The sequence below is a fragment of the Bacillus vallismortis genome (genome assembly GCF_040784915.1).
GTDB classification, from domain to species: Bacteria; Bacillota; Bacilli; order Bacillales; family Bacillaceae; genus Bacillus; species Bacillus subtilis_G.
On sequence record NZ_CP160797.1, the window covers coordinates 1,150,854 to 1,174,209 of the forward strand.

The following is a 23,356-nucleotide window of genomic DNA, read 5'->3' on the forward strand; positions in this document are numbered from 1 at the left end:
CGAAGCGGCGAAGCTTCGCTTTTTCATTTTCAATCCTTTGCTTCTTTTTTCACAATGTTCAGCAGCGCCTTTGTGTCGCTTTTATTTAATTTGTAGTACGTGCCGTCCTTCAAATAAACGGCTTGCTGGCTGCCGTCAATCCATAGTCTGAATGAGTCGTACCGGTCTTTATGAAACTTGATTGTCCCTTCGTAATCAGGGGTTGATGTTTTGTCTGTCTTCAGCTGTTTTCCCTGATTCATAATGTCCAGCATATCTTTGACATTCTGCCTTCTTTCGATCTCGATATCTTCCCCGCCGCTTGAAGACAGCGTGATCAAATCCGCATCTACCGATTGATACACATCACCTGACCGGCTGTAAAGATAGAAAAATGCAAGAAACACAAGACCGATAACCACGATGGCTGCCACTAATTTTTTCATTTGCATCACTCCAAACATTGTTAGTTTTCCCAGTGATCGGGCTTTCCATGCTTAAAAGGGCGGAAAAGTACGGCGCATAGCTTGGTTCTAAAAATTTGAATTTATGATTACAATAGAAGTAACGGGTTGATGTGAGGAGTGAGGCGTTATGCGCAAGTGGATTGCGGCGGCAGGGCTTGCTTACGTGCTGTACGGGCTGTTTTTTTATTGGTATTTTTTTCTGTCCGGTGATTCCGCAGTACCGGAGGCTGTGAAAGGGACGCAGGCTGACCCGGCTTCTTTTATGAAGCCGTCTGAATTGGCAGTGGCGGAGCAGTATTCAAATGTAAAGAATTTTTTATTTTTTATCGGGATTCCTCTTGATTGGTTTCTGTTCTTTGTATTGCTGGTCAGCGGCGTTTCAAAGAAAATAAAGAAATGGATGGAAGCGGCCGTGCCTTTTCGGTTTTTGCAGATCATTGGTTTTGTGTTTGTGCTTTCGCTGATCACAACGTTGGTGACGCTGCCTTTAGATTGGATAGGCTATCAAGTATCGCTTGATTACAACATTTCCACACAGACAGCGGCCAGCTGGGCTAAGGATCAGGTTATAGACTTTTGGATCAGCTTTCCGATCTTTACGCTTTGCGTTGTTGTGTTTTATTGGCTGATCAAACGGCATGAAAAAAAATGGTGGTTATACGCTTGGCTGTTAACAGTGCCGTTTTCGCTGTTTCTGTTTTTTATTCAGCCTGTCATTATCGATCCTTTATACAATGATTTTTATCCGCTGAAAAACAAAGAGCTTGAAAGCAAGATTTTAGAGCTGGCAGAAGAAGCCGAGATTCCGGCTGATCATGTATATGAAGTGAATATGTCTGAAAAAACAAATGCGCTTAATGCCTATGTCACAGGCATCGGAGCCAACAAACGGATTGTATTGTGGGATACGACGCTGAACAAACTTGACGATTCAGAAATTCTCTTTATTATGGGCCACGAAATGGGCCATTATGTCATGAAGCACGTCTATATCGGATTGGCTGGCTATTTGCTCGTGTCGCTCGCTGGATTTTATGTCATTGATAAGCTTTATAAGCGGACGGTCCGCTTTACCCGCAGTATGTTTCATTTGGAGGGACGGCATGACCTTGCAGCCTTGCCGCTGTTGCTGCTTTTGGTGTCTGTTTTGAGCTTTGCGGTCACGCCTTTTTCTCATGCTGTCTCGCGTTATCAGGAGAATCAGGCTGACCAGTATGGGATCGAGCTGACGGAGAACAGAGAAGCAGCTGTTAAAACGTTTCAGGATTTGGCCGTGACGGGACTGAGCCAGGTTGATCCTCCGGTGCTTGTAAAAATTTTTAGAGGCAGCCACCCTTCGATTATGGAGCGGATTCAACACGCGGAAAAAGAAGAGAATAAACCAGAACAGGATTATGACAAATAAAAAGAAGCAGGTATGGAGGAACCTGCTTCTTTTTGATATTATTGTGCAGCTGCTTGTACATTGATTAACCCTTTTCCATAATAGAAAGAGCTTCCAAGGTATGTTGTAGTGCTCTCTAAACGATTACGGACTTGTGTGTTTGTCCAAGTCGGGTGCTTAGAAAGAATTAAAGCGGCTGCTCCGGCAACGTGAGGAGTCGCCATTGACGTTCCGTTGTAAGCGCCGTAAGTGCCTCCAGGAAGTGTGCTTTGGATAGATACGCCAGGAGCCATCACATCAAGCTCAGAACCTACGCTTGAGAATGAAGCTCTTTGGTTGCTGCTGTTTACCGCACCTACCGCGATGGTAGAAGGATATTTCGCAGGATAGCCGACCGTGCTTGAGCTTCCGGACGTGCCTTCGTTTCCGGCTGCAGCAGCAACGACAATACCGCTGGAAACGGCTTTATCAACTACTGTTTTCAGCGCTGTAGAACCAGAAGGTCCGCCAAGACTCATGTTGATCACGTCCATATTGTTGGAAATGGCCCACTCAATGCCGTTAATTATCCAGCTGTATTGGCCGCTTCCTGTTGAATCAAGAACTTTTACTGCATATAACGATGCGTTCGGCGCTACGCCCAGAACACCGATGGAGTTATTAAGAGCGGCAATCGTACCGGCTACATGCGTGCCGTGAGAACTGCCGTCTTGGTATGGGTTTGTTTCAGAAGGTACGAAGCTTGCTCCGCCTCTCACGTTTAAGTCAGGATGAGAAGAGTCAATTCCGCTGTCGATAACAGCTACTTTTACGTTAGACCCTGTGTAGCCTTGAGAGTGAAGAGCCGGCGCTTTAATTTGAGAAATGCCGTAAGGGACAGATTGCGCATATTCATGTGCAATATGATCTTCTTCCACATATGCAACGCTCGGATCTTGTTTCAGTTCTTTTACTGTTTTTGCATCCAATGTTGCTGCGGCTGCGTTAACATACTTAAACTGCTTTTGAACTTTTCCGCCTTTCTCAGAAATAACATCCTTTTTCTTGGCGGAGCTCATGGCACTCATTGTCTGTTTAAATCCTACAATGTACTTCTTTTCTGTACTGCTTTTTCCGGCGGCCTGCGCAGACATGTTGCTGAACGCCATCGTAAAGATTAACGTTAACGCAAACAACAAGCTGATCCACAAATTTTTGTTTCTCACTCTTTACACTCTCCCTTTTTTAAAATTCAGACTAGACTTACTTAAAAGACTATTCTGTTAATTTATTGTAATAGATGGAATCATATTTTAGTAGACCTATTTTTTTGCGATGATTTTATCTCTATTTAGGTATATCATCTCTCGCAATTTCTGTAGAGTCTCGAAGCAACTAATTTCATACAGAAAAGAATGAAATTAGACATGAGCAAATGTTCATTATGTTGAAATGCCAAGCTTTTTCAGGTTAAATGCTCCTGAGCCCTAGCAAATTCCTGTCGAAAAAAATCCTTCAAATGACCTGCATGTGTTTCCGTGAGGTCAATGGATATTATCGTGATATTTTTTCTATGTATGATGATAAAAGTATTCTGAAAAATGAACTTTGCAGAAAATTCTATTAAAGTTAAAATAAAGCGATTATAGAGAGGGAGGAAGAAATGAGATGAACATTCGCCAAGCAAAGACATCAGATGCAGCAGCCATCACGCCGTTATTTAACCAGTATCGGGAATTTTATAAGCAGGCGTCCGATCTGAAAGGGGCAGAGGCTTTTTTGAAAGCGCGTCTGGAAAATCACGAGTCTATTATTTTGATAGCTGAAGAAAATGGAGAATTCATAGGTTTTACCCAGCTCTATCCAACGTTTTCTTCTGTGTCAATGAAAAGAATCTACATATTAAATGACTTATTCGTCGCTCCTCATGCGCGAACAAAGGGAGCTGGCGGGCAGCTGCTGTCTGCCGCAAAGGATTATGCTGCGGAAAACGGGGCAAGTCGTTTATCGCTTCAGACTGAACACCACAACCTGACGGCAAGAAGCTTATATGAGCAAAACGGCTATGAAGAGGATACTGCATTTGTCCATTATCGTCTCAATGTGCCGGCGAAGTGAAATTGAAGCTTGATGATTTGGTTTTTGGAACATTCTTCGGTTACAATAAAAACGAAAAGGAGTGTACCGAATGTCAACGTTATTTCAAGCATTGCTGGCAGAGGAAAATGCCGATGATGTTTCAGTCCATGTGAAAACCATGTCAACAGAGGATTTGCCGAAAGATGGTGTCCTGATTAAAATGGCTTATTCCGGCATCAATTATAAAGATGGTCTGGCTGGAAAAACGGGCGGCAATATCGTCAGAGAGTATCCGCTTATTTTGGGCATTGACGCCGCGGGTACGGTCGTCTCTTCCAATGACCCGCGTTTTGCCGAGGGGGATGAGGTCATTGCGACAAGCTATGAGCTCGGTGTCTCCCGCGATGGCGGATTAAGTGAATATGCTTCAGTGCCTGGTGACTGGCTGGTGCCTTTGCCGCAGAATCTTTCGTTAAAAGAAGCGATGGTGTACGGAACGGCGGGATTTACCGCGGCGTTATCGGTGCACCGGCTTGAACAGAACGGCCTGTCTCCGGAAAAAGGGAGCGTGCTTGTCACTGGAGCAACCGGCGGTGTCGGCGGAATTGCAGTATCGATGCTGAACAAGCGGGGCTATGATGTGGCGGCAAGCACCGGAAACCCGGAGGCCGCTGATTATTTGAAGCAGCTTGGTGCAAGCGAAGTGATCAGCAGGGAAGATGTCTATGACGGAACGCTTAAGGCGCTGTCCAAGCAGCAATGGCAGGGAGCGGTTGATCCTGTCGGCGGAAAACAGCTTGCCTCGGTTCTAAGCAAAATCCAATATGGCGGATCTGTCGCGGTAAGCGGTTTAACCGGCGGGGGAGAAGTGCCTGCAACGGTGTATCCGTTCATTCTTCGCGGGGTCAGCCTGCTCGGAATCGATTCAGTGTACTGTCCGATGGATGTCAGAGCCACTGTGTGGGAGCGCATGTCTTCTGATCTTAAACCAGATCAGCTGCTGGCCATCGTGGATAGGGAAGTATCGTTGGCGGAAGCGCCGGCTGCGCTAAAAGATATTTTGCAAAATCGCATTCAAGGAAGAGTCATTGTGAAGCTTTAACAGGATCAGCTTGCAGAGAAAAGCTATGTTTTTCTGCAAGCTTTTTTATGTACATGGGTTTGTACTGCTGCGCCCTGAAAATAATTTTTCATTTGCCATTATCGTCCTGCTTCATTACAATGAAAAACAAGTTTTTCCTGTAAGCTGAACTTTCTCTTCTCATTTCAAAAAAAGTTAGTGATAATGATTCTCATTCCGTGTTATACTATCTCTTGGATATCTTACCCTTAGAAACTACATACAGGAGAGACTTGGACATATGAAAAAAGCACTGATGATTCTTACAGTTTTGCTTCTTTCTGTTTTAACAGCGGCCTGCTCGTCTTCAAGCGGCAATCAAAACAGCAAAGAAAATAAAGTAGCGGTAACACACGATTTAGGGAAGACAAATGTGCCTGAGCATCCGAAGCGGGTTGTTGTGCTTGAACTTGGTTTTATCGACACGCTGCTTGATCTCGGCATTACACCTGTAGGGGTGGCCGATGACAATAAAGCGAAGCAGCTGATTAACAAGGATGTGCTGAAGAAAATTGACGGCTACACATCTGTCGGCACCCGCTCACAGCCAAGCGTGGAAAAAATCGCTTCATTAAAACCGGATTTAATTATTGCCGATACGACCCGGCATAAAAAGGTATACGATCAGCTCAAAAAAATCGCACCGACGATTGCGCTTGATAATTTAAACGCGGATTATCAGGATACAATTGACGCTTCACTTACGATTGCAAAAGCGGTCGGCAAGGAGAAGGAAATGGAGAAAAAGCTGACGGCGCATGAGGAAAAGCTCAATGAGACAAAACGAAAAATCAGTGCTAACAGCGAATCCGTGCTGTTAATTGGAAATACAAATGATACAATTATGGCCAGAGATGAAAATTTCTTTACATCCAGACTTTTAACACAGGTCGGCTATCAATATGCGATCAGCACGTCAGATAACAGTGAATCAGGCAATGGCGGCGACTCAGTGAACATGAAAATGACACTTGAGCAGCTGCTGAAAACAGATCCGGATGTCATCATCCTGATGACAGGAAAAACAGATGACATTGACGCGGACGGCAAACGCCCGATCGAAAAGAATGTGCTTTGGAAGAAGCTGAAGGCAGTGAAAAACGGCCATGTGTACCACGTGGACCGTGCGGTATGGTCTCTGCGCCGCAGTGTGGACGGAGCGGATGCCATTTTGGATGAGCTTCAGCGAGAGATGCCGACTGTGAAGAAATAAAAGGAAAAGACAGGCAAACGCCTGTCTTTTCTTATTTGATAAAGCCGGATAAGTGGCTGTTGATGTTATAGTCTTTAATCCGCCATTTCTCTTCTGCAAATTCAATGTTGCTGAGGCAGGCGTTGACGAGGCGCGTGCTTTGCAGCTCTGGGTCACCGCCGGAAATTTCCGTCAGCAGTGCGTGAATCGCTGCACCGTGAGCGACGATCAGCACCTTCTGGTTTGGATACGCGTGATTTACTTTGACCAAACCGCCCATCAGCCTGTCAGTGAGTACTTCTAACGTTTCCATATTCGGATAGATTTTATCCGGATAGCGCTTTGTCCGTTCTTCCAGCAGCATGCCCTCCGCATCGCCGTAATCGCGTTCTTTAAAGTCATCCATTTCCACAATCGGAAGATGCAGATATTCATTAATGATTTCCGCGGTTCTTCTCGCTCTTTTCAGCGGGCTCGTCACAATGACATCCCAAGAAAAATCCTTTACATATTCTCCGGTTTCTCTTGCTTGGCGTTCACCTGTCGCGTTCAGCGGAATATCGGTTTTGCCTTGGCATTTTTGCTGCAGGTTCCAATCGGTTTCTCCATGTCTTACTAAGCAAACGGCTGTCATAAAATCCCCTTCCTGACTTTGGTCATATCGCTATTATACTAAATCAATAGCACGCATCCTATGAAAAAGCCTATGCCATAATTTCAAATAATAAAGCAAGACCGATTCCGCCGCCGCTTCCGATGGCCGCAACGGCATATTGACAGTCTGTCCGTCTTTGCGCTTCATAAAACAATCTGGTTACCAGAGCTGCACCTGATGCGCCGTACGGATGGCCGAGGGCTAACGCGCCGCCGCGAACATTGATTTTTGAAAAGGGGATGCCGAGTTCTTGAGAGCAGACACAAATTTTGACGGCAAAGGCTTCATTGATTTCATATAAATCGATATCATCAGGTGTTAAATTGTGTGTGATTAAGAGATTACGGATCGCATCAACCGGTGCAGCGGGCGGATAGTTTGGGTGAATCCCGCTGACGGCGCTGCCGATAAACCGGAGCACAGGCTTAAGCCCTAGGGCTGCCGCTTTTTCTTCTTCCATTACAAGGAGAGCGGCCGCTCCGTCTGATATGCCGCTGCTGTTGGCTGCTGTAACCGTTCCGGAGCTGGTGTCGAAAACCGGTTTTGCACGGGAAATAATCGCTTCTATCGGCCGCTTTTTCAGAAATGCTTCGTCCATCTCTAATTCGCCGAGAGGAACAATTTCTTGACGGTAAAATCCACCATCATGTGCGTTTCTGCTGCGTTGTTGGCTAAGAAGCGCATATTCATCCTGCTTTTTTCTGCTAATGGAATAGCGTGCTGCCGTATATTCCGCTGCGATGCCCATGTCGGGATCACCAATTGTATCTGGAGAAAAGCGGGCCCGTTCTGAAAAAGGTGATTGGCTGCTGCTTTCTGAGCCGCCCGCGATATACATCGTGCCGGCACCCGCTTGAATGAGACTGCAGGCATAGCGTACAGCTTCAAGGCCGGAGCCGCACTGTCTGTCAATCGTCATCCCGGGAACCGATAAAGGCAGTCCGGCTTGCAGAGCTGACAGTCTGGCGAGATTGCCGCCTCTGCCGGTTGCGTTTCCGAGAATCACCTCGTTGATTTGATCCTTTAGCTTTCGGCTGAGACAGCTGATGATTGGAGCCGCCAAATCCTCCGGGAGAAAGTGATTCAGCAGCCCGTTTTGTTTTCCAAAGATTGTTCGTTTTGCATCAACAATAACCGCATTCAAGTTACACTGCACCCTCTTCTAGCCATTTCCTCACGCTGGAACGGGCGATTTTTCCGCTGCTCGTTTCCGGCAAGCAGTTTGTAAACACCCATTTTTTCGGAATTTTGTAGGATGCCAGTTTCTGTTTGCACAAGGCTTTCAGCTTTCTGGCATCAGTGTTTCCGTGAATGACAGCTACAGCGATTTCTCCCCAATACTCGTCCGGGATTCCAACGACAGCCGCGTTTTCAACCTCTGGACAGGAGAGAAGCACACGTTCAACTTCTTCTGGGAAAATATTTAACCCTCCGTACACAATCATCCCGTTTTCTCTTCCTGATATGTATAGAAAGCCATCCTCATCGACACAGCCCATATCATCCACTGTCATCCAGCCGGATTCATCTAGTGCGCTGCCGTTGACATAGCCGGAAAACCGCATCGGGCTTTTGACAAATATTTTTCCGATTTCTCGGGGCTGACAGCGTTCTCCCGCAGCGCTGCGGATTTCAATCTGGACGTTGTGAAAAGGGCGGCCAGCTGAATGCGGCTTCCGTTTGCTGTCTTCCGGTGAGGAATATGTCACAAAGCTAAGCTCTGATGTGCCGTAAAAATCGTATAGCTTGAGATGAGGCCATTTTGCGGCCAGCTTATTCTTAGATTCTGTCGGCCAGTCTGCACCTGATGAAATGATTTTGACAGGACTGTTGGGAAACGCCTCAATTCGGGAAAGGGCGTCTGTCATCGTCGGTACGGTATAGAGAACGCTGACAGATTTACCGTTCAGCCATTCCTTCGCTTGAGTAGGGGAGAATTTTTTCAGCAAGCAAACGGTTCCCCCGAGAAACAAGGTGCTGACAGCCCCATATAGGAAGTGAGAGGACATTAACGTCCCGGGAATCAGAACCTTATCATCTGATGAAATAGAAAAATCAGTTTCCGTACACGTAAAGCTCTCCATCCATGAGCGGTGAGATCGTGTGAAGGCCTTCGGTTTTCCTGTCGAGCCAGACGTAAATCCCATATAAAAAGGGTGCTCTTGATCAATGATAGGCACGGGATCAGCGGATGCCTCCGAAATATCTGCCATACAGTTATCCAGCAAAACAACAGGTGTCTTGTTATCTATCAGTTTGTTTTCGAAAAAGGCTGAAGTCACCACAAGATCCGCATCACTTATGGACAGCCGCTCCTTGCATTCAGCCGCGCTCCAGCGTGTGTCGATAGGAACTGCCGTGCACCCCGCCGCTGCAGCTCCGGCAAACAGCTGTAAAAACGCCAGGCTGTTCGGGAGCAGGATCGCCACACGGTTTGGCATGTTCGGCTGCGACCGCAGCCAATTTGCGGTTTGAGAGACTAGTTGAGCCCAGTCCCTGTATGTGATTTGCTCCGATTCAGTTTGGATCGCCACACGGCCTGGTGATCTTTCGGCAATAGATGAATAGGTATGAGTAATTGTCATGGAATCAGCCTCCTTTCGTAAACATCGTATCAGAAAGAGACAAGGCTTGGGTGATTTTTATCGCCAGAAACGCAGATACAGCTGCTTTTATCAAATCACCAGGCACATACGCAAGGCTCATGAAGGCGGCCTGTGACAAATCAATATGCATGATAAAAGCTTGTACTGGTATACCGAGCAGATAAATAAAGATGATTCCGAATACAATATGTGTGAAAAAGAGACGCAATACAGTCACTTTTCGCAGTCTGGAAACGGCTAAACTGATCAGCCACGAAGCGAAGGGATAAGCGATCAAAAAGCCTGCGCTCGGCCCGAAAAAAACGCCAAACCCGCCTCGGCCGCCGGGCAAAAGAGGCGCTCCGAAGGCAACGAGCAGCAAAAAGACAAGCTGGCTTAAGAAAGCAGACTTAGGCTTGAGGATGCTGCCTGCCAGCATCACACCAAGCGTTTGTAATGTAATCGGAACGGGTGTAAATGATAAGAAGAGAGGAGGCATAAAGCCAAGCACTGCCATCAGTGCGGTAAAAATGGCAATATGCATCATGTCTATTAATCTCAGCATGTGAAATCCTCCAAACAGTAATAAAATATGGTTATACAATAAATGCAGGTCATTATTATGTCAACTAATTTTTAATTTTAGTTAACAATATAAGCGTGAAAAAACCGGCTGCTTGGCAGACCGGTTTTTGATGTTTATTCTTCTGTCAGGATAACAAGCGAATCAACAGATGCGGCCACGTGAGAAACGGCGCGGCTGACTTCCTGAAGCCCTCCGAGAAAGGCCTGCAAATCGACGTCGATTTTGCCTGATTGCTCTTTGCTGACTTTCATGCTGTGGACGATTTCATCGAATAGGCGGTTAATTTGCGTCATTTTTTCTTTACTATCGCCGACTAGCCCATTCACGTCTTTGATATGCTTTGAGACGATTTCGATTTGTGTATTCGTATTGTTCACAAGCTCAGACACGGTAGAGACCGTTTTTTTCGTGTCCTCAGAAAGCTTCCGCACTTCATTAGCCACTACCGCGAAGCCTTTACCGTGTTCACCGGCGCGGGCAGATTCAATAGAAGCATTGAGCGAGAGGAGGTTTGTTTGTTCAGCAATGCCAGTGACAATGCCGAAGATTTTTTCAATTTGCTGTGCGATTTCATCTAGCTTGACCATTTCTTTTTCAATTTTGACAAGGCTCGTGTCAATTTTATTCATCTGTTTTTGCTGGATTTCAAGCTCTTTTTTTCCGCCGATCGACTTTTCTTCAACGGTGCCGGATGTCACTGTGCCGGCTTTCGATGCTTCAGAAATGCCTTCAGATTTGTCCACAAGCTCTTGAACAGATCTGCTCGTTTCTGAAAACAGATTTGCAATCGACCCAGAGGTTTCTTGAATTTTCTGGTGAAGAAGGTTTTTCTTTTCCTCTTGTTCATCACGGGTTTGATTGTACTCGCTTTGAAACGCTTCGAGAACAAGCTGCTGTTCCAAGTTCAAGATTTTAGTTGTCGCTTTAATTGCTTTCAGCAGTTCCTTATGGTCTGTAATAGACGTTTCGTAAATGTTAATCATTGACAGGAGTAATTCTTGAAAGGCGCCCATATACCATTTTGGCTGAAGGCCGATTCTTAAATGAATGGAGGCGATTCGGTTTCGCTTTTCGATAAATTCATCATTGATAACGCCTGCAAACATTTCCTGAATATGCCGTTTTAACGTTTGTTTTAAGCGGTCAACTGAGCTGTGGTCATGAATGATATCCATCAATGAGCTTTCATGGTCAAGGTTTTTATAAAACGCATCGACGATGAAAACGATGTTTTCTTGGATTAGTGGCTGAAGCTGCTCTAAAGCGGAAAGCTCGGCATCTCCTAATCTGACCATTTTGAGCTGTTTTTTAACATCCGCATGTTTGTTTGTGAGCTGAATGCGGTTTTTTTGCTGTCCGTTTGAATCAGAAAAATAGGTTTCTTGTTTTCTATCTTTTTTAAATAACAATACTGTGATCCCCCTTGGGAAAAATATAATGTTTACCTTTTGGCTTTTTAAGCCTTTTTCTTTTTTATCGGTCAAGGGGAACGTGAATGAAGATACAGATGAAAAATATTTATAAAAACCGTTCACTAAAATGAACGGTTTAATCAAAGTCAATTTGTTTTAATGGCTTGATGGCAGGACCTTCAACAATTTCGCCGGTTGGCTTAAAGCGGGATCCGTGGCACGGACAATCCCATGTATGCTCGCCGTCGTTCCAGTCGACCTCGCAGCCTAAATGGGTGCAAGTCGTATCGACGAGATGAAGGCAGCCTTTTTCATCTCTGAATGCCCCCGCACGTCTGCCGTTGATGGTGACGGCTTTTCCTTCACCCGGCGCGATCTCTTCAAACTGGACGTCAGGCTTTTCAAGCTTTCCTTTAATGAAATGCTTGGCGACATCGGCATTGTAAGAAATCACTTTCTGCAGTCCGGGGTTCAGATGGAAACGGGACGGCGTGAAAATGCTTTCGTATGGATTGGCTTTTTTCTCCACAAGGTCTGACAATAGAGTGGCCGCGACAGCTGATGACGTCATGCCCCATTTTTTGAATCCGGTCGCTACAAGAATATTGTCCTCCTGTTCCGACATCGGTCCGATGAAGGGAATTTTGTCAATTGTCACAAGATCCTGGGTGGACCAATAATATGGGATGCTTTCGATGCCGATGGTGCTTTCTGCCATTTGTCTCAGTGTTTCGTAATGTGTCGACATGTCTTTTCCTTGGCCGGTTTTATGGCTTTCTCCGCTAAAGAGAATCAGTTTTTCTCCGTTTACGTTTGTATAGCGGAGGGCCACTGACGGCTGATCGATACTCAAATACATGCCCTCGGGATAGTCGATCTTTGGCTTGATGGCGAGGACATAGGATCTGTCAGCGTACATTCTCGCAGAATATAATCCGCCTCCGTCATAAAAAGGGAAGTGGGAACAGCATATGATAAAGCGGCTCTTAATGGCGTGCCGGCTTTTTGTTACCACTTCAGGCCTTTCGCCTTTTTTGACATCAAGCGCAACGGTCTCTTCATAAATCCGTCCGCCTTTTTGAACAATCTGCTCCAGAAGCGCTTTTAAGTATTGAAGCGGATGAAATTGGGCTTGATTTTTCATGACAAGCGCCAGCTTAGAACCTAAGGGAATCGAAAGCTCCTTTATAAGGTCTCTTTCAATGCCAAGCTTTGTGTATGCCTCGTGCTCAGTTCGGATTTTTTTTACAGCGTCTTCATTTGCTGTGTAAAGATATGCATCTTGTTCGCTCCATTCGCAATCAATTTGATGTTCATCCACAATTCCTTTTATGTAATCTATTGCGTTTTGATTGGCTTCATAATAAAGCCTTGCGTGGTTCAATCCGAAATTGCGGATAAATTCATCGTAAATCATGTCATGCTGGGCGGTAATTTTAGCAGTTGTATGGGCAGTGGTGCCATTGAGCACCTGATTTGCTTCAATCAAAACGACACGGAAGCCTCTCTTCGCGAGTTCATATGCCGTTGTAATTCCCGTAATCCCGCCGCCGATTATGGTGACATCACACTCAGTATCCTCTTGAAGCGCCGGAAAAGAAGGCAGGTCAGTTGATGTTTTCCAGTATGTTTCAGGTGCTTCCTTTGCAAAATATTGATTAGCCAAGCCATTATACCTCCAATCAGATTTATTCTTAATTTTTCCATATTCTATCTTTTCATACATAGGGAGCAGGCATTGTTCATAACATAATAGGGTTGAAAAGGAGTGATTGCATTGGCGAATCAAAAAAAGAAAACATTGCCGCCTCAGCACCAGAACCAGCAGCCGGGCTTAGAATATCTCATGGACCCGCGTCCGGTTTTTGATAAGCCGAAGAAAGCGAAAAAATTAGAGGGCAAAACCGCTATTATTACCGGAGGAGACAGCGGAATCGGACGCGCTGTATCGGTGTTATTCGCAAAAGAAGGGGCTAATGTGGTCGTCGTGTATTTAAATGAGCATCAGGACGCCGAGGAAACAAAGCAGTATGTAGAAAAGGAAGGGGGAAAATGCCTGCTGATTGCTGGAGATGTCGGGGATGAAGCGTTTTGCAATGATGTGGTTATGCAGACAAGCCAATCGTTTTCGTCCATTGATATATTGGTCAACAATGCAGCTGAGCAGCATGTCCAGCCCGGCATTGAAAAAATCACAAGCCACCAGCTGGTCAGAACCTTTCAAACAAACATTTTCTCCATGTTTTACTTAACAAAGGCGGTGCTGCCTCATTTAAAAAAGGGGAGCTCCATCATTAATACAGCCTCAATTACCGCCTATAAAGGGAATAAAACGCTGATCGATTATTCAGCGACAAAAGGAGCGATCGTTACGTTTACAAGGTCACTTTCACAGTCGCTTGTTCAGCAGGGCATACGGGTCAATGCAGTAGCGCCGGGTCCTATTTGGACACCGCTTATCCCGGCCAGTTTTTCCGCAAAGGATGTGGAAGTGTTTGGTTCAGATGTGCCGATGGAACGCCCGGGACAGCCGGTGGAAGTGGCGCCAAGCTATCTATACCTTGCCAGCAACGATTCCACCTATGTCACAGGACAGACGATTCACGTCAATGGCGGAACAATTGTGAATGGGTGATAAAAAGCCAATCCTTAAGGATTGGCTTATTCGCTCTGCTTGAGCGCTGCATATTCTTTAGAGAGCGTAAGAAACGCATCTTTATCTTTTTCGTCCAAGGCTTTATTGATTTGGTCCGTCAGCATGGCAAGCCGACGCTTATACAAGGATTCATCGAGCACCATTTGGATGTAGACATCCGTCATTGTGACATCAAATTCTTTTGTTTTTTGCGTGTTGCGGGACTTCATGAGCTCAGTGTACGATTTTTTCTCTTTCATAAAGAATCCCCCCAATGCCTTTTTTATAGTATATGGATAAAGGTCGAAAAAATCAATCAATTTTTATAATTTTTAGACAACTAATACTTGGCAATCTATCGACATATCCTGCAAAATGCCGTAAACCGGAAGATCATATGAATGTAAAATCGGGTTATTACTAGTAATTTAGCGCTAGAAAATATCATTAAAAGATGATTTTAGCTTATTTGTTAAAAAAACCTGTCGTTTTATAAAAACAGATGATAGATTATTAGTATAAATTTTGCAGAAAAAGGATGGAGGCTATAATATGAGTCAGAAAACTGACGCACCTTTAGAATCGTATGAAGTAAACGGCGCAACAATTGCCGTGCTGCCAGAAGAAATTGATGGCAAAATCTGTTCCAAAATTATTGAAAAAGACTGCGTATTTTATGTCAGCATGAAGCCGCTGCAAATCGTCGACAGAAGCTGCCGTTTTTTCGGATCAAGCTATGCGGGAAGAAAAGCGGGAACTTATGAAGTGACAAAAATTTCACACAAACCGCCGATCATGGTGGACCCTTCGAACCAAATCTTTTTATTCCCTACACTTTCTTCGACAAGACCCCAATGCGGCTGGATTTCCCATGTGTACGTAAAAGAATTCAAACCGACTGCATTCGACGATACGGAAGTGACATTTTCGAACGGCAAAACAATGGAGCTGCCGATCTCCTGCAATTCGTTCGAAAACCAGGTTTACCGGACAGCGTGGCTCAGAACCAAATTCCAGGACAGAATCGAACACCGCGTGCCAAAACGGCAGGAATTTATGCTGTATCCGAAGGAAGAGCGGACGAAGATGATTTATGATTTTATTTTGCGAGAGCTCGGGGAGCGGTATTAGAAAATAGAAAGGAGCTGACAAAACAGGACAGCTCCTTCTCCTGCTTAGGCAGTCGGAATTCCTCCGGTGATGCCATATACCTGGGATGTCACATAGCTTGAATTCTCTGAAGCTAAAAATACATAAACATCTGCCAATTCTACTGGCTGGCCTGCACGGTTTAAAGGTGACGGCGGCGTGCCTTGGCCGAATTTCGGGATGTTTTCCTTCGGCTGTCCGCCGGAAATTTGCAGCGGTGTCCAAATTGGCCCGGGCGCTACTGAATTCACTCTTATGCCCTTCGAAGCCAGCTGTTTTCCCAATCCGACGGTAAAGCCGATAATGGCGTTTTTCGTTGCTGCGTAATCTAACAGCATCGGGCTTGGATTGTAGCCTTCAACTGAGGTGGTGGTAATAATTGATGAGCCCTCAGGCAAATACGGAAGCGCCGCTTTTACAATCCAGTAAAGGGAAAAGACGTTTACTTCAAATGTTTTATAGATTTGTTCAGTAGGCAGATCTTCGATGTTTTCGACCGCTTGCTGTTTGCCGGCAACCAGCGCCAACACATCCAGACCGCCAAGTTCCTGATGCGCCTGTTTGACGAAATCCTGGCAGAAGGATTCGTCACTCAAGTCTCCGGGGATCAGTGCTGCTTTTCGCCCTTCTGCTTCTATCAGTTCTTTCACCTCTTCAGCATCAGGCTGTTCCGCAGGCAGGTAGTTAATGGCCACATCGGCGCCTTCCCGGGCGTAAGCAATCGCTGCCGCTCGGCCGATACCGGAATCGCCGCCGGTGACAAGCGCTTTTCGGCCGGTTAGTTTACCCGATCCTTTGTAGCTTTTTTCTCCGCAATCCGGCACTGGCTTCATGTTCTGCTGCAGGCCGGGCGGTTCTTGATATTGTTCGGGAAATTCATCATGAAAAAATGCTGTTAAAGGATTGCTAAGATTTGAATCAGACATCATCAACGCTCCTTTTCTGTTTGGTGTACATTCGTATGTGTACCCCTGAGTATTTTCAGAAAAACATGTTTTGACAGTTTGAATGCTGAAAGACAAGAAAAGTCCAACCCTTTTTCCATATTTATCTTGTCAAACTTGACTGTATGAATTAAGATGAAATCCAGCTATAAACAACTAAATATTGGGTATGAGGAGGAGTAAATCGTCATGAAAAAAGCGGCGGCGGTTTTGTTGTCACTCGGTCTCGTTTTCGGTTTTTCATACGGAGCCGGCCATGTGGCGGAAGCCAAAACAAAGGTGAAAGTCTATAAGAACTGCAAGGAGTTAAACAAAGTATACAAAGGCGGGGTGGCCCGCACGTCGAAGGTGAAAAATAAAGGCGGAAAAACGAAGTACAAGCCTTACGTCTCTAAGGCGCTTTATGATGCCAATAAAAAGAAAGACCGCGATAAAGATTATATCGCCTGCGAACGCTAAACAAGAAAAGCAATCTGATGGCCAGATTGCTTTTACTATTTATTGGTTACGCCGCTTGACCGGCCGCAGCGCTTTTCGCTTTTCTTGTCACAAAGCTTACTGCTGCCATGACCGTGATGTTCAAAAGCAGGGCGACGATGCCGACATTTACGTCTTTTGCGGCTTGCGGCAGCGCTGGAAATAAAGTGCTGATCGTTGTTTCCGTCAATGTAATATAAGACACCGCTCCGACACCTGTAAGGATGCCAGCGAAGGCTCCCTGTTTCGTCACTATATTATGCCTGAACAAGCTGAACAGCAGTGCCGGAAATAATTGTGTGACAAGGCTGTAGCCCATTAATAGCAGTGTAACGATGGTATTCCCGCCTTTGAACGTAAAATAAACCGAAATCAGCGCGATCACTGGCACTGCATATTTAGCAAGTGTCGATACGTGCTGTTCTGTCGTGCGGGGTGCGAACACTTTGTACACATTTTTTGCAAACAGGGTGGAAGCTGACATTAAGATCATAGACCCCGGCACAAGCGCCGTCAGCAGTCCGGCAGCGCCGATGATCCCGACAAACCAAGGGTCAAAGGTTTGCAGAGACAGTCTCAAAAGCGATAAATCACCGTCCGCACCTTTCAAACCAGGTACTTGCAGGATAGCGGCAAAGCCGACGAACAGGACGAAGAGCAGGACCAGCTGGTATAAAGGCATGATGATGGCGTTTTTGCGAAAGACTCTTGGGTTTTCGGCTGAATACGAAGCGGAAAATGTATGAGGCCACATATAAAACCCGAGGGCTGTTAAGAGCACGGTTGAACTGAACCACGCCGTACTTTGCCCCGTTTCAGGAAGCGTAAGAAAGCCCGGCTTTGCCGTTTCGATCTGCTGAAACATGTCTTGAAATCCGCCGTAGTAATGAATGGGCAAATACACACCTAAAAACAGAACGACGACCAAAATCATAATGTCTTTCACAACCGATATCCAGGCAGACCCGTGAATGCCGGAAACCATAACGTAAACCGTGATGGAAATGGCGCCGATCCAGATGGCGGCGGCCGGGGAGATTTTGCCGTACGATGTCTCCGATACAATCAGACCGAGGCCTTTCAGCTGCAGCACAAGATACGGAATGAGCGCGGCGATGCCGACCAGTGAAACGAGTACGCCAAGCAGCGGACTGTTATATTTTTGGGTGAAAAAATCAGACTGCGACATCAGCTTATGCTGTTTCGCGTACGTCCAAACAGCCGGCAGGAGCCAATAAGAAAGGATGTAGGCCAGGCAGCCGTAGGCAATGATGTAAAAGGCCGGTCCGCCTTTTCCATAGGCCCAGCCGCTTCCGCCGAGAAACGTAAATGTGGTATAAATTTCGCCTGCCATCAATAAGAAGACGAACAAGGTTCCGAAGCCGCGGCCTCCAACCGTCCACTGCTCAAGGTTCATGTCTTTTCCTTTTTGGGCGCGTATACCGAGAAAAATGCTCAAGAGCAGGACGCCGAAAATGATGATGAGAGCTGCGTTCATTCTGCTTCCTCCTTTTTATTTTCGTTGTCGAGGACATATACAATCGCCATCAACGCAGAGGTCAAAAGAGCCCACATCACGATATAGGCAAGAATAAACGGCATGCCCAATACATAGGGAGTCATTTTATTTGCAAAAGGGATGCCGAGTAAGATGCCAATAAAGGGCAAAGCGGCGAGAACGTGAATCAGTTTCATAGAATCCTCCTTTTATTTTAAGGTGGGGTGTGCAAGCCGGAGCGTACTGAAAATGATGTCGGGAAATATGGCGGCACATGTCATTTTTTGGGGTAAAAGGCTGTGGTTCGAATTATAAATAAATTCATTTTGTTTGTATAGTGTGAATTGTCTGAAATTTATTATTAGAATTGCCCGAAGAGGGAGCGGGCAGTTTCGGAAGGGCGCAAAATGATTCAAAAGACTTATGGCCTGTCCGGGGCAAATAGATAAAACGTTAATAATTCGCTAACCTGTTCACGGATTCGCGGATTAAAATAACGGTGCTTTTCTTCATAACCTTCGATCACAAATACATAAAGCGTAAAGGCCTCATCGCGTTCCGCCTCGTGGATCACAATTTTTCTTTTCCTCAGCTCTTTTCTGACCTCAATCAAATCCTTTTGTGCTATTTTTAATGATTCGCTGATAAGCTGTTTATAAGGATGCTTCAATTTTAAAGCGCTTTGCTCAATTCCGGCGAGATCACGATTTAAAATCGTAATGGCCATGGGCAAAAAAAGAGCCCGTTCAATTAAATCGTATATTTCCTCCTGTAAATTCGGCATGCTGACTCCTTCTTTCTTGCGGGAACGTTCGTTCTGTATATTCTATATCGGCTGGTGAAATGTTTCAATACAGAAAAAATCACCAAAACTTTTTAGTTTTTTGCTGATAATGTGTAGAATAAGGATAGACAAACCCGGTAAGGAGTATAAATGTTGGATCATTTTTTATCCTATTTTACACAAGAAAACTTAACTGAATTATTCCAAAGCTACAGGGCTTTAGGTCCGCTCATTGCTGTGCTGCTGCCTTTAGTAGAAGCATTTCTCCCGTTTTTGCCGCTGATCGTGTTTGTGGTGGCGAATACGAACTCGTTTGGCCTTTGGGAAGGATTCATCCTGTCCTGGGCGGGATCAACTGCTGGATCTATACTTGTCTTTTTCATTGTCCGTCAATACGGGCAGAGAAGATTGCTTGGAGTTATCCGCAGTCACCCGTCGGTCAGAAAGCTGATGTTATGGGTGGAAAGACACGGCTTTGGCCCTATGTTTCTTCTGCTTTGTTTTCCGTTTACACCGTCAGCCGCGGTGAATGTTGTTGCCGGTTTGTCGAGGATCGGAACGCGGCCGTTTATTTTGGCGGCAGCCTCGGGGAAGCTTGTCATGATTTTTATGATCAGCTTTATCGGATATGATCTGCACGCGCTCATCACACAGCCGATACGAACGATCATTGCTGTATTGGTGATCGCTGTTTTATGGTATGTGGGCAAAAAGGTGGAGCGGTATTTGCATGTGAGAGCCAGTCAGCGTGAGCATGATGGGGGGAGGCAGTAACATGAAAAAACGGTTTTGGTTTCTTGCCGGTATAGTGTCCGTCGTTCTCGCCATTCAGGTTAAAAATGCCGTCTTTATTGATTACAAGGTGGAAGGCGTCAGTATGAACCCGACCTTTCAGGAAGGGAACGAATTGTTAGTTAGTAAATTTTCGCATCGATTTAAAACCATTCATCGCTTTGATATTGTCCTTTTCAAAGGCCCAGATCAAAAAGTGCTGATTAAGCGGGTGATCGGCCTGCCTGGTGAATCGATCAAATATAAAGATGATCAGCTGTATGTGGACGGAAAGCAGGTTGCTGAGCCATTTTTGAAGCATTTGAAATCTGTTTCTGCCGGAAGCCATGTAACGGGTGATTTTACCTTGAAAGATGTGACAGGAACAAGCAGAGTGCCGAAAGGACAATATTTTGTTGTTGGAGATAATCGCATATACAGCTTCGACAGCCGGCACTTTGGTCCAATTAGTGAAAAAAAGATTGTCGGTGTGATCTCCGATTCTGAATAAAACCAAGACGCCAATTGAAACGGCGTCTTTTTTGTGCTGGTTTGGAAAAATGTGTTGAAGAAAAATTTGTAAGGAGTTATAATCAAAATTGTTTCATGTGTAACAAAAATAGAATTCGCTTTTAATTTTGGGTTGTTTTTATTGGTTTTTATTCGTTTTATATGAAACAAAAGGAGTGATTAAGATGAATGTTGAAGCCGTGATTATAGGGGGAGGGCCGGTCGGGTTGATGCTGGCTTCCGAGCTTGCGATGGCCGGGGTGAAAACATGTGTGGTTGAGCGGCTTGAAAAGCCTGTTCCTTATTCCAAGGCGCTGACGCTGCATCCCCGCACGCTGGAGCTACTTGAGATGAGAGGGCTTTTGGAGCGGTTTGTATCCAAGGGGAGCAAGATACCTTCCGGGCACTTTTCGATGCTGGATACCCGTCTTGATTTTTCAGGCTTGGATACGAGCTGTCCTTACACGCTTTTGCTTCCGCAGGTTAAAACGGAGCAGCTGCTTGAGGAACATGCGCGAAGCCTGGGAGCAGAGGTGTTTAGAGGAGCAGAGGCGCTGGCGGTTACGCAAAACAGGGAAGGGGCGCAAACGATTTTCAAGGATCGGGAGGGGAGTGTGCGGACGATCATAAGCAAATTTGTCATTGGTGCCGATGGTGCAGGTAGCACTGTCCGGAAACAGGCTGGAATTGAGTTTTCGGGTACCGACAGCACCGTTACAGCGGCGCTTGGAGATGTGGCGCTCCTTTCTCCGCCGCCGTCAGGAGTGCTGTCCCTTTGCACAAAAGAGGGCGGTGTGATGATTGTTCCGCTTTCTCCGCGTCGATACCGTGTCGTCGTAATCAGCCCATACCGAACTCAGACACCGAAAGATGTGCCGGTCACTGAGGAGGAGCTAAAAACTGATCTTATACGAATTTGCGGAACTGACTTCGGTTTAAGCGAGCCTTCGTGGATGTCAAGGTTCGGGAATGCCGCACGTCAAGCGAAGCGGTATCGGGACGGCAGAATCTTTCTTGCGGGGGATGCGGCGCATATTCATTTTCCAGCGGGCGGCCAAGGGCTGAATGTCGGCCTTCAGGATGCGATGAACCTTGGGTGGAAGCTGGCGGCGGCCGTCAAGGGCGCTGCGCCTTCGTGGCTTTTGGACAGCTACCATAGGGAGCGGCACCCGGCTGCTGAAGGGCTCCTGAGGAACACAGAGGCACAGACAAAACTGATTGATTTCACTCAAGCAGGCCTCCATTTGCGCAGTATGATATCGGAGCTGCTCGCCTTCCCTGAAGTGAATCGATATGTAGCGGGGCAAATTTCCGCGCTTGATGTCAGGTATGAAGCTGATCCGGATATGCCGCCGCATCGTTTGAACGGGTTAAGACTCCCGGATATGAAGCTGAATGTTCCCGATGGCAGTTCGGAACGGCTGTACAGCTGTCTTCGAAACGGGACATTCGTTTTACTGTCATTGATCCAAGAAGCTGATGATCATAGCCGAGTGAAAGGCCTGCGTACGGTAAACGCCTCGCTTGCAGAACCGAATGAAAAGTGGCGGGACGTGCATACGGTATTGATTCGCCCTGATGGACATGTTGCCTGGGCGGTGGATGCATCAGCACCCGATTGTACCGGGGTGATTCAAACAGGAATCAGCCGGTGGTTTTCCGTCACCAGTCCGGTGTAACGCAATTCGATTGTTTCATCTGTAACAAAAAGGTATGATAGAAGAAACAATCGAATGAAAAAGGATGGAAAACCCTATGAACACAGATCATACGAAACACAATCTTTTTGAATTATATGCGGAGCTCATTCATCAACAGGAGAAATGGGAGGGACTCATGAAAGCCTTTTTGGCTGACGAGTTGAAGAAGCTGGATGATGAGCACGGGAGTAAATCACAATTGACGATGACAGAAATTCATGTTCTATCCTGTGTCGGAGACAATGAGCCGATTAATGTCACGTCTATTGCAGAAAAAATGAATACAACAAAAGCGACGGTGTCACGCATCAGCACAAAATTGCTTGGCACCGGCTTCCTTCACAGAACACAGCTTAGCGATAATAAGAAGGAGGTCTACTTCCGTTTGACGCCGGCTGGAAAAAAACTGCATGGGTTGCATAAATATTATCATCAGAAGGTCGAACAGCGTTTTCTGTCATTTTTTGACCGGTACACTGAGGAAGAAATTCTTTTTGCGGAACGGCTGTTACGGGATTTGGTGACAAAGTGGTATCCATCCTCAGAAGAGATTGAAGAAGGGATCCACAGCGTTTTTGAATAAAAAACCATGCACAGGATGCGTGGTTCAGCGTGACGGCAAACTCTGGTTTGTTGTCTGGTCTGCGCGTTGGTGCATACGAATGAGAACATTTTCTTTGCTTCCATACTCACTTTCTTAAGCGGCAAGGGTTTTCAATCACGTTGAAAAGATGGCAACATCCTAAAACGATTCATCGTTTTAGGATGTTGTCAACAATCAACACGCACCGGGTGTGTTTTTTTTACGTTTCCTCTTTCTTTTTCAAGATTGTAACGTAAATCAAATTTCCTCCGGCTAAAATGATAAGCGGCAGTCCGGGGGAACCGGATGTCACTAAATTGTAAATCAGCCAGATACCTAAACATAATCCGTAATATAAGTGCATGGCCTTCTCGGGATTGTCGCGCAGCAAAACCCCTTTAAAAATCTTTTTCATCATAACGCCCCATTAACTTTAAGGTTTCTCCTTTAGTTTACATGCATCTTCGGTTAATCTCAAAATTTGATCTTTGGCTTTTGATGCATCCTTAAAATATGTCGAGGAAATGTTAGAATTATTTTTCTTTTTAAAGTACACAGTTGCGTTTTCTGATAACTCTGCCACGTCTGACCACAATTTCTTTTCTTTAAGAATGGGCATTTTTGCATCCATTGCTTCTAAATTCCTATTGTGATACAAAAATATATAATATTCAACTTTGCTTTGCATACATCTTCGTTGACATTTTCAGCATATCCTAAAGTATAGGTTTGTCCTTATACTGAATGTCTAGTTTGACACTTTTCTTGAAATCTCCACATTTGATAGTTAAATTTTTAATCTTCTTTAACCATGCGCTAATGAGCGTTTCCAATTCAGCAGCTATTGTTGATGGCAGCAACAGGTTA

26 protein-coding genes are annotated in these 23,356 nt (G+C 45.6%); 11 read left to right on the plus strand and 15 right to left on the minus strand.

Features of this window, described 5'->3' with window-relative positions; all coding sequences use genetic code 11:
• Window positions 1–29 precede the first annotated feature (29 nt).
• Window positions 30–425: a hypothetical protein gene (locus ABZM97_RS05720; RefSeq protein WP_087991268.1), complete on the minus strand. Its 396-nt coding sequence runs from the start codon at window positions 423–425 to the stop codon at window positions 30–32.
• Between the two features lie 148 nt (window positions 426–573).
• Between ABZM97_RS05720 and ABZM97_RS05725 the strand changes: the two genes are divergently transcribed.
• Window positions 574–1,851 carry a M48 family metallopeptidase gene (locus ABZM97_RS05725; protein WP_087991269.1) on the plus strand — a complete coding sequence of 426 codons (1,278 nt, stop codon included), beginning with the start codon at window positions 574–576 and terminating at the stop codon, window positions 1,849–1,851.
• Between the two features lie 38 nt (window positions 1,852–1,889).
• Here ABZM97_RS05725 and aprE read toward each other — a convergent pair whose 3' ends face one another.
• The gene (gene aprE / locus ABZM97_RS05730) at window positions 1,890–3,035 is read right to left on the minus strand and encodes a subtilisin AprE (RefSeq protein WP_202328484.1); all 1,146 of its coding nucleotides are present in this window, start codon (window positions 3,033–3,035) and stop codon (window positions 1,890–1,892) included.
• 442 nt (window positions 3,036–3,477) lie between these two features.
• On the opposite strand from aprE, the gene ABZM97_RS05735 reads away from it, so the two are divergent.
• The 3 genes from ABZM97_RS05735 to ABZM97_RS05745 all read left to right on the plus strand — a co-directional run bounded on the left by ABZM97_RS05735 (window position 3,478) and on the right by ABZM97_RS05745 (window position 6,221).
• Entirely contained in the window at window positions 3,478–3,927 is a 450-nt protein-coding gene (locus ABZM97_RS05735; RefSeq protein WP_202328483.1) for a GNAT family N-acetyltransferase, read from the plus strand.
• A gap of 70 nt (window positions 3,928–3,997) precedes the next feature.
• Window positions 3,998–4,990, plus strand: a complete 993-nt coding sequence (locus ABZM97_RS05740; RefSeq protein ID WP_087991272.1) for an acryloyl-CoA reductase — start codon at window positions 3,998–4,000, stop codon at window positions 4,988–4,990.
• A gap of 259 nt (window positions 4,991–5,249) precedes the next feature.
• Window positions 5,250–6,221, plus strand: a complete 972-nt coding sequence (locus ABZM97_RS05745; RefSeq protein WP_087991273.1) for an ABC transporter substrate-binding protein — start codon at window positions 5,250–5,252, stop codon at window positions 6,219–6,221.
• 31 nt (window positions 6,222–6,252) lie between these two features.
• Here the strand turns inward: ABZM97_RS05745 and phoE are convergent, their stop codons facing one another.
• The 6 genes from phoE to ABZM97_RS05775 all read right to left on the minus strand — a co-directional run bounded on the left by phoE (window position 6,253) and on the right by ABZM97_RS05775 (window position 13,104).
• Window positions 6,253–6,834 (minus strand): phosphatase PhoE, encoded by a 582-nt coding sequence (gene phoE, locus ABZM97_RS05750; RefSeq protein WP_367387300.1) that lies wholly within the window; start codon window positions 6,832–6,834, stop codon window positions 6,253–6,255.
• A gap of 70 nt (window positions 6,835–6,904) precedes the next feature.
• Window positions 6,905–7,999, minus strand: a complete 1,095-nt coding sequence (locus tag ABZM97_RS05755; RefSeq protein ID WP_087991275.1) for an acetyl-CoA C-acyltransferase — start codon at window positions 7,997–7,999, stop codon at window positions 6,905–6,907.
• A gap of 1 nt (window position 8,000) precedes the next feature.
• Window positions 8,001–9,440, minus strand: a complete 1,440-nt coding sequence (locus ABZM97_RS05760) for an acyl-CoA synthetase (RefSeq protein WP_087991276.1) — start codon at window positions 9,438–9,440, stop codon at window positions 8,001–8,003.
• A gap of 4 nt (window positions 9,441–9,444) precedes the next feature.
• On the minus strand, window positions 9,445–10,005 hold the full coding sequence (locus tag ABZM97_RS05765; protein ID WP_087991277.1) for a biotin transporter BioY: 561 nt from the start codon (window positions 10,003–10,005) through the stop codon (window positions 9,445–9,447).
• A gap of 134 nt (window positions 10,006–10,139) precedes the next feature.
• A complete protein-coding gene (hemAT, locus tag ABZM97_RS05770) occupies window positions 10,140–11,435 on the minus strand; it encodes a heme-based aerotactic transducer HemAT (RefSeq protein WP_202328482.1) in 1,296 nt (431 codons plus the stop codon).
• 139 nt (window positions 11,436–11,574) lie between these two features.
• The gene (locus tag ABZM97_RS05775) at window positions 11,575–13,104 is read right to left on the minus strand and encodes an FAD-dependent oxidoreductase (protein ID WP_087991279.1); all 1,530 of its coding nucleotides are present in this window, start codon (window positions 13,102–13,104) and stop codon (window positions 11,575–11,577) included.
• Window positions 13,105–13,215: 111 nt separating this feature from the next.
• Here ABZM97_RS05775 and ABZM97_RS05780 point away from each other — a divergent pair, with 111 nt between their 5' ends.
• Window positions 13,216–14,073 (plus strand): SDR family oxidoreductase, encoded by an 858-nt coding sequence (locus ABZM97_RS05780; protein ID WP_087991280.1) that lies wholly within the window; start codon window positions 13,216–13,218, stop codon window positions 14,071–14,073.
• 26 nt (window positions 14,074–14,099) lie between these two features.
• Here ABZM97_RS05780 and ABZM97_RS05785 read toward each other — a convergent pair whose 3' ends face one another.
• A complete protein-coding gene (locus ABZM97_RS05785; RefSeq protein WP_003239440.1) occupies window positions 14,100–14,333 on the minus strand; it encodes an IDEAL domain-containing protein in 234 nt (77 codons plus the stop codon).
• A gap of 292 nt (window positions 14,334–14,625) precedes the next feature.
• Here ABZM97_RS05785 and comK point away from each other — a divergent pair, with 292 nt between their 5' ends.
• Window positions 14,626–15,204, plus strand: coding sequence for a competence transcription factor ComK (gene comK / locus ABZM97_RS05790; RefSeq protein WP_087991281.1), 579 nt, complete (start codon window positions 14,626–14,628; stop codon window positions 15,202–15,204).
• A 44-nt stretch (window positions 15,205–15,248) separates the two neighbouring features.
• On the opposite strand, the gene ABZM97_RS05795 is transcribed toward comK, so the two are convergent.
• Entirely contained in the window at window positions 15,249–16,148 is a 900-nt protein-coding gene (locus ABZM97_RS05795; protein ID WP_367387485.1) for an SDR family oxidoreductase, read from the minus strand.
• A 207-nt stretch (window positions 16,149–16,355) separates the two neighbouring features.
• On the opposite strand from ABZM97_RS05795, the gene ABZM97_RS05800 reads away from it, so the two are divergent.
• A complete protein-coding gene (locus ABZM97_RS05800; RefSeq protein ID WP_087991283.1) occupies window positions 16,356–16,625 on the plus strand; it encodes an excalibur calcium-binding domain-containing protein in 270 nt (89 codons plus the stop codon).
• A gap of 46 nt (window positions 16,626–16,671) precedes the next feature.
• Here ABZM97_RS05800 and ABZM97_RS05805 read toward each other — a convergent pair whose 3' ends face one another.
• From ABZM97_RS05805 to ABZM97_RS05815, 3 genes are all read right to left on the minus strand, one after another.
• The gene (locus ABZM97_RS05805; RefSeq protein ID WP_087991284.1) at window positions 16,672–18,141 is read right to left on the minus strand and encodes a sodium:solute symporter; all 1,470 of its coding nucleotides are present in this window, start codon (window positions 18,139–18,141) and stop codon (window positions 16,672–16,674) included.
• Window positions 18,138–18,338: a DUF3311 domain-containing protein gene (locus tag ABZM97_RS05810; protein ID WP_087991285.1), complete on the minus strand. Its 201-nt coding sequence runs from the start codon at window positions 18,336–18,338 to the stop codon at window positions 18,138–18,140. The genes ABZM97_RS05805 and ABZM97_RS05810 overlap by 4 nt, the downstream gene beginning before the upstream one ends.
• Window positions 18,339–18,562: 224 nt before the next feature.
• Window positions 18,563–18,925 (minus strand): hypothetical protein, encoded by a 363-nt coding sequence (locus ABZM97_RS05815; RefSeq protein WP_087991286.1) that lies wholly within the window; start codon window positions 18,923–18,925, stop codon window positions 18,563–18,565.
• A 150-nt stretch (window positions 18,926–19,075) separates the two neighbouring features.
• Here ABZM97_RS05815 and ABZM97_RS05820 point away from each other — a divergent pair, with 150 nt between their 5' ends.
• From ABZM97_RS05820 to ABZM97_RS05835, 4 genes are all read left to right on the plus strand, one after another.
• Window positions 19,076–19,699 (plus strand): TVP38/TMEM64 family protein, encoded by a 624-nt coding sequence (locus ABZM97_RS05820; RefSeq protein WP_087991287.1) that lies wholly within the window; start codon window positions 19,076–19,078, stop codon window positions 19,697–19,699.
• A 1-nt stretch (window position 19,700) separates the two neighbouring features.
• Window positions 19,701–20,207: a signal peptidase I gene (gene lepB / locus ABZM97_RS05825; RefSeq protein ID WP_087991288.1), complete on the plus strand. Its 507-nt coding sequence runs from the start codon at window positions 19,701–19,703 to the stop codon at window positions 20,205–20,207.
• Window positions 20,208–20,385: 178 nt separating this feature from the next.
• Window positions 20,386–21,885 carry a monooxygenase gene (locus tag ABZM97_RS05830; RefSeq protein WP_367387486.1) on the plus strand — a complete coding sequence of 500 codons (1,500 nt, stop codon included), beginning with the start codon at window positions 20,386–20,388 and terminating at the stop codon, window positions 21,883–21,885.
• Between the two features lie 76 nt (window positions 21,886–21,961).
• Window positions 21,962–22,489, plus strand: a complete 528-nt coding sequence (locus ABZM97_RS05835; protein ID WP_087991289.1) for a MarR family transcriptional regulator — start codon at window positions 21,962–21,964, stop codon at window positions 22,487–22,489.
• A gap of 220 nt (window positions 22,490–22,709) precedes the next feature.
• Here the strand turns inward: ABZM97_RS05835 and ABZM97_RS05840 are convergent, their stop codons facing one another.
• Together ABZM97_RS05840 and ABZM97_RS05845 are read right to left on the minus strand one after the other, a co-directional pair.
• Complete coding sequence (locus tag ABZM97_RS05840) at window positions 22,710–22,907, minus strand: hypothetical protein (protein ID WP_087991290.1); 198 nt, start codon at window positions 22,905–22,907, stop codon at window positions 22,710–22,712.
• 15 nt (window positions 22,908–22,922) lie between these two features.
• Entirely contained in the window at window positions 22,923–23,120 is a 198-nt protein-coding gene (locus ABZM97_RS05845) for a hypothetical protein (protein WP_087991291.1), read from the minus strand.
• Window positions 23,121–23,356: the final 236 nt, after the last annotated feature.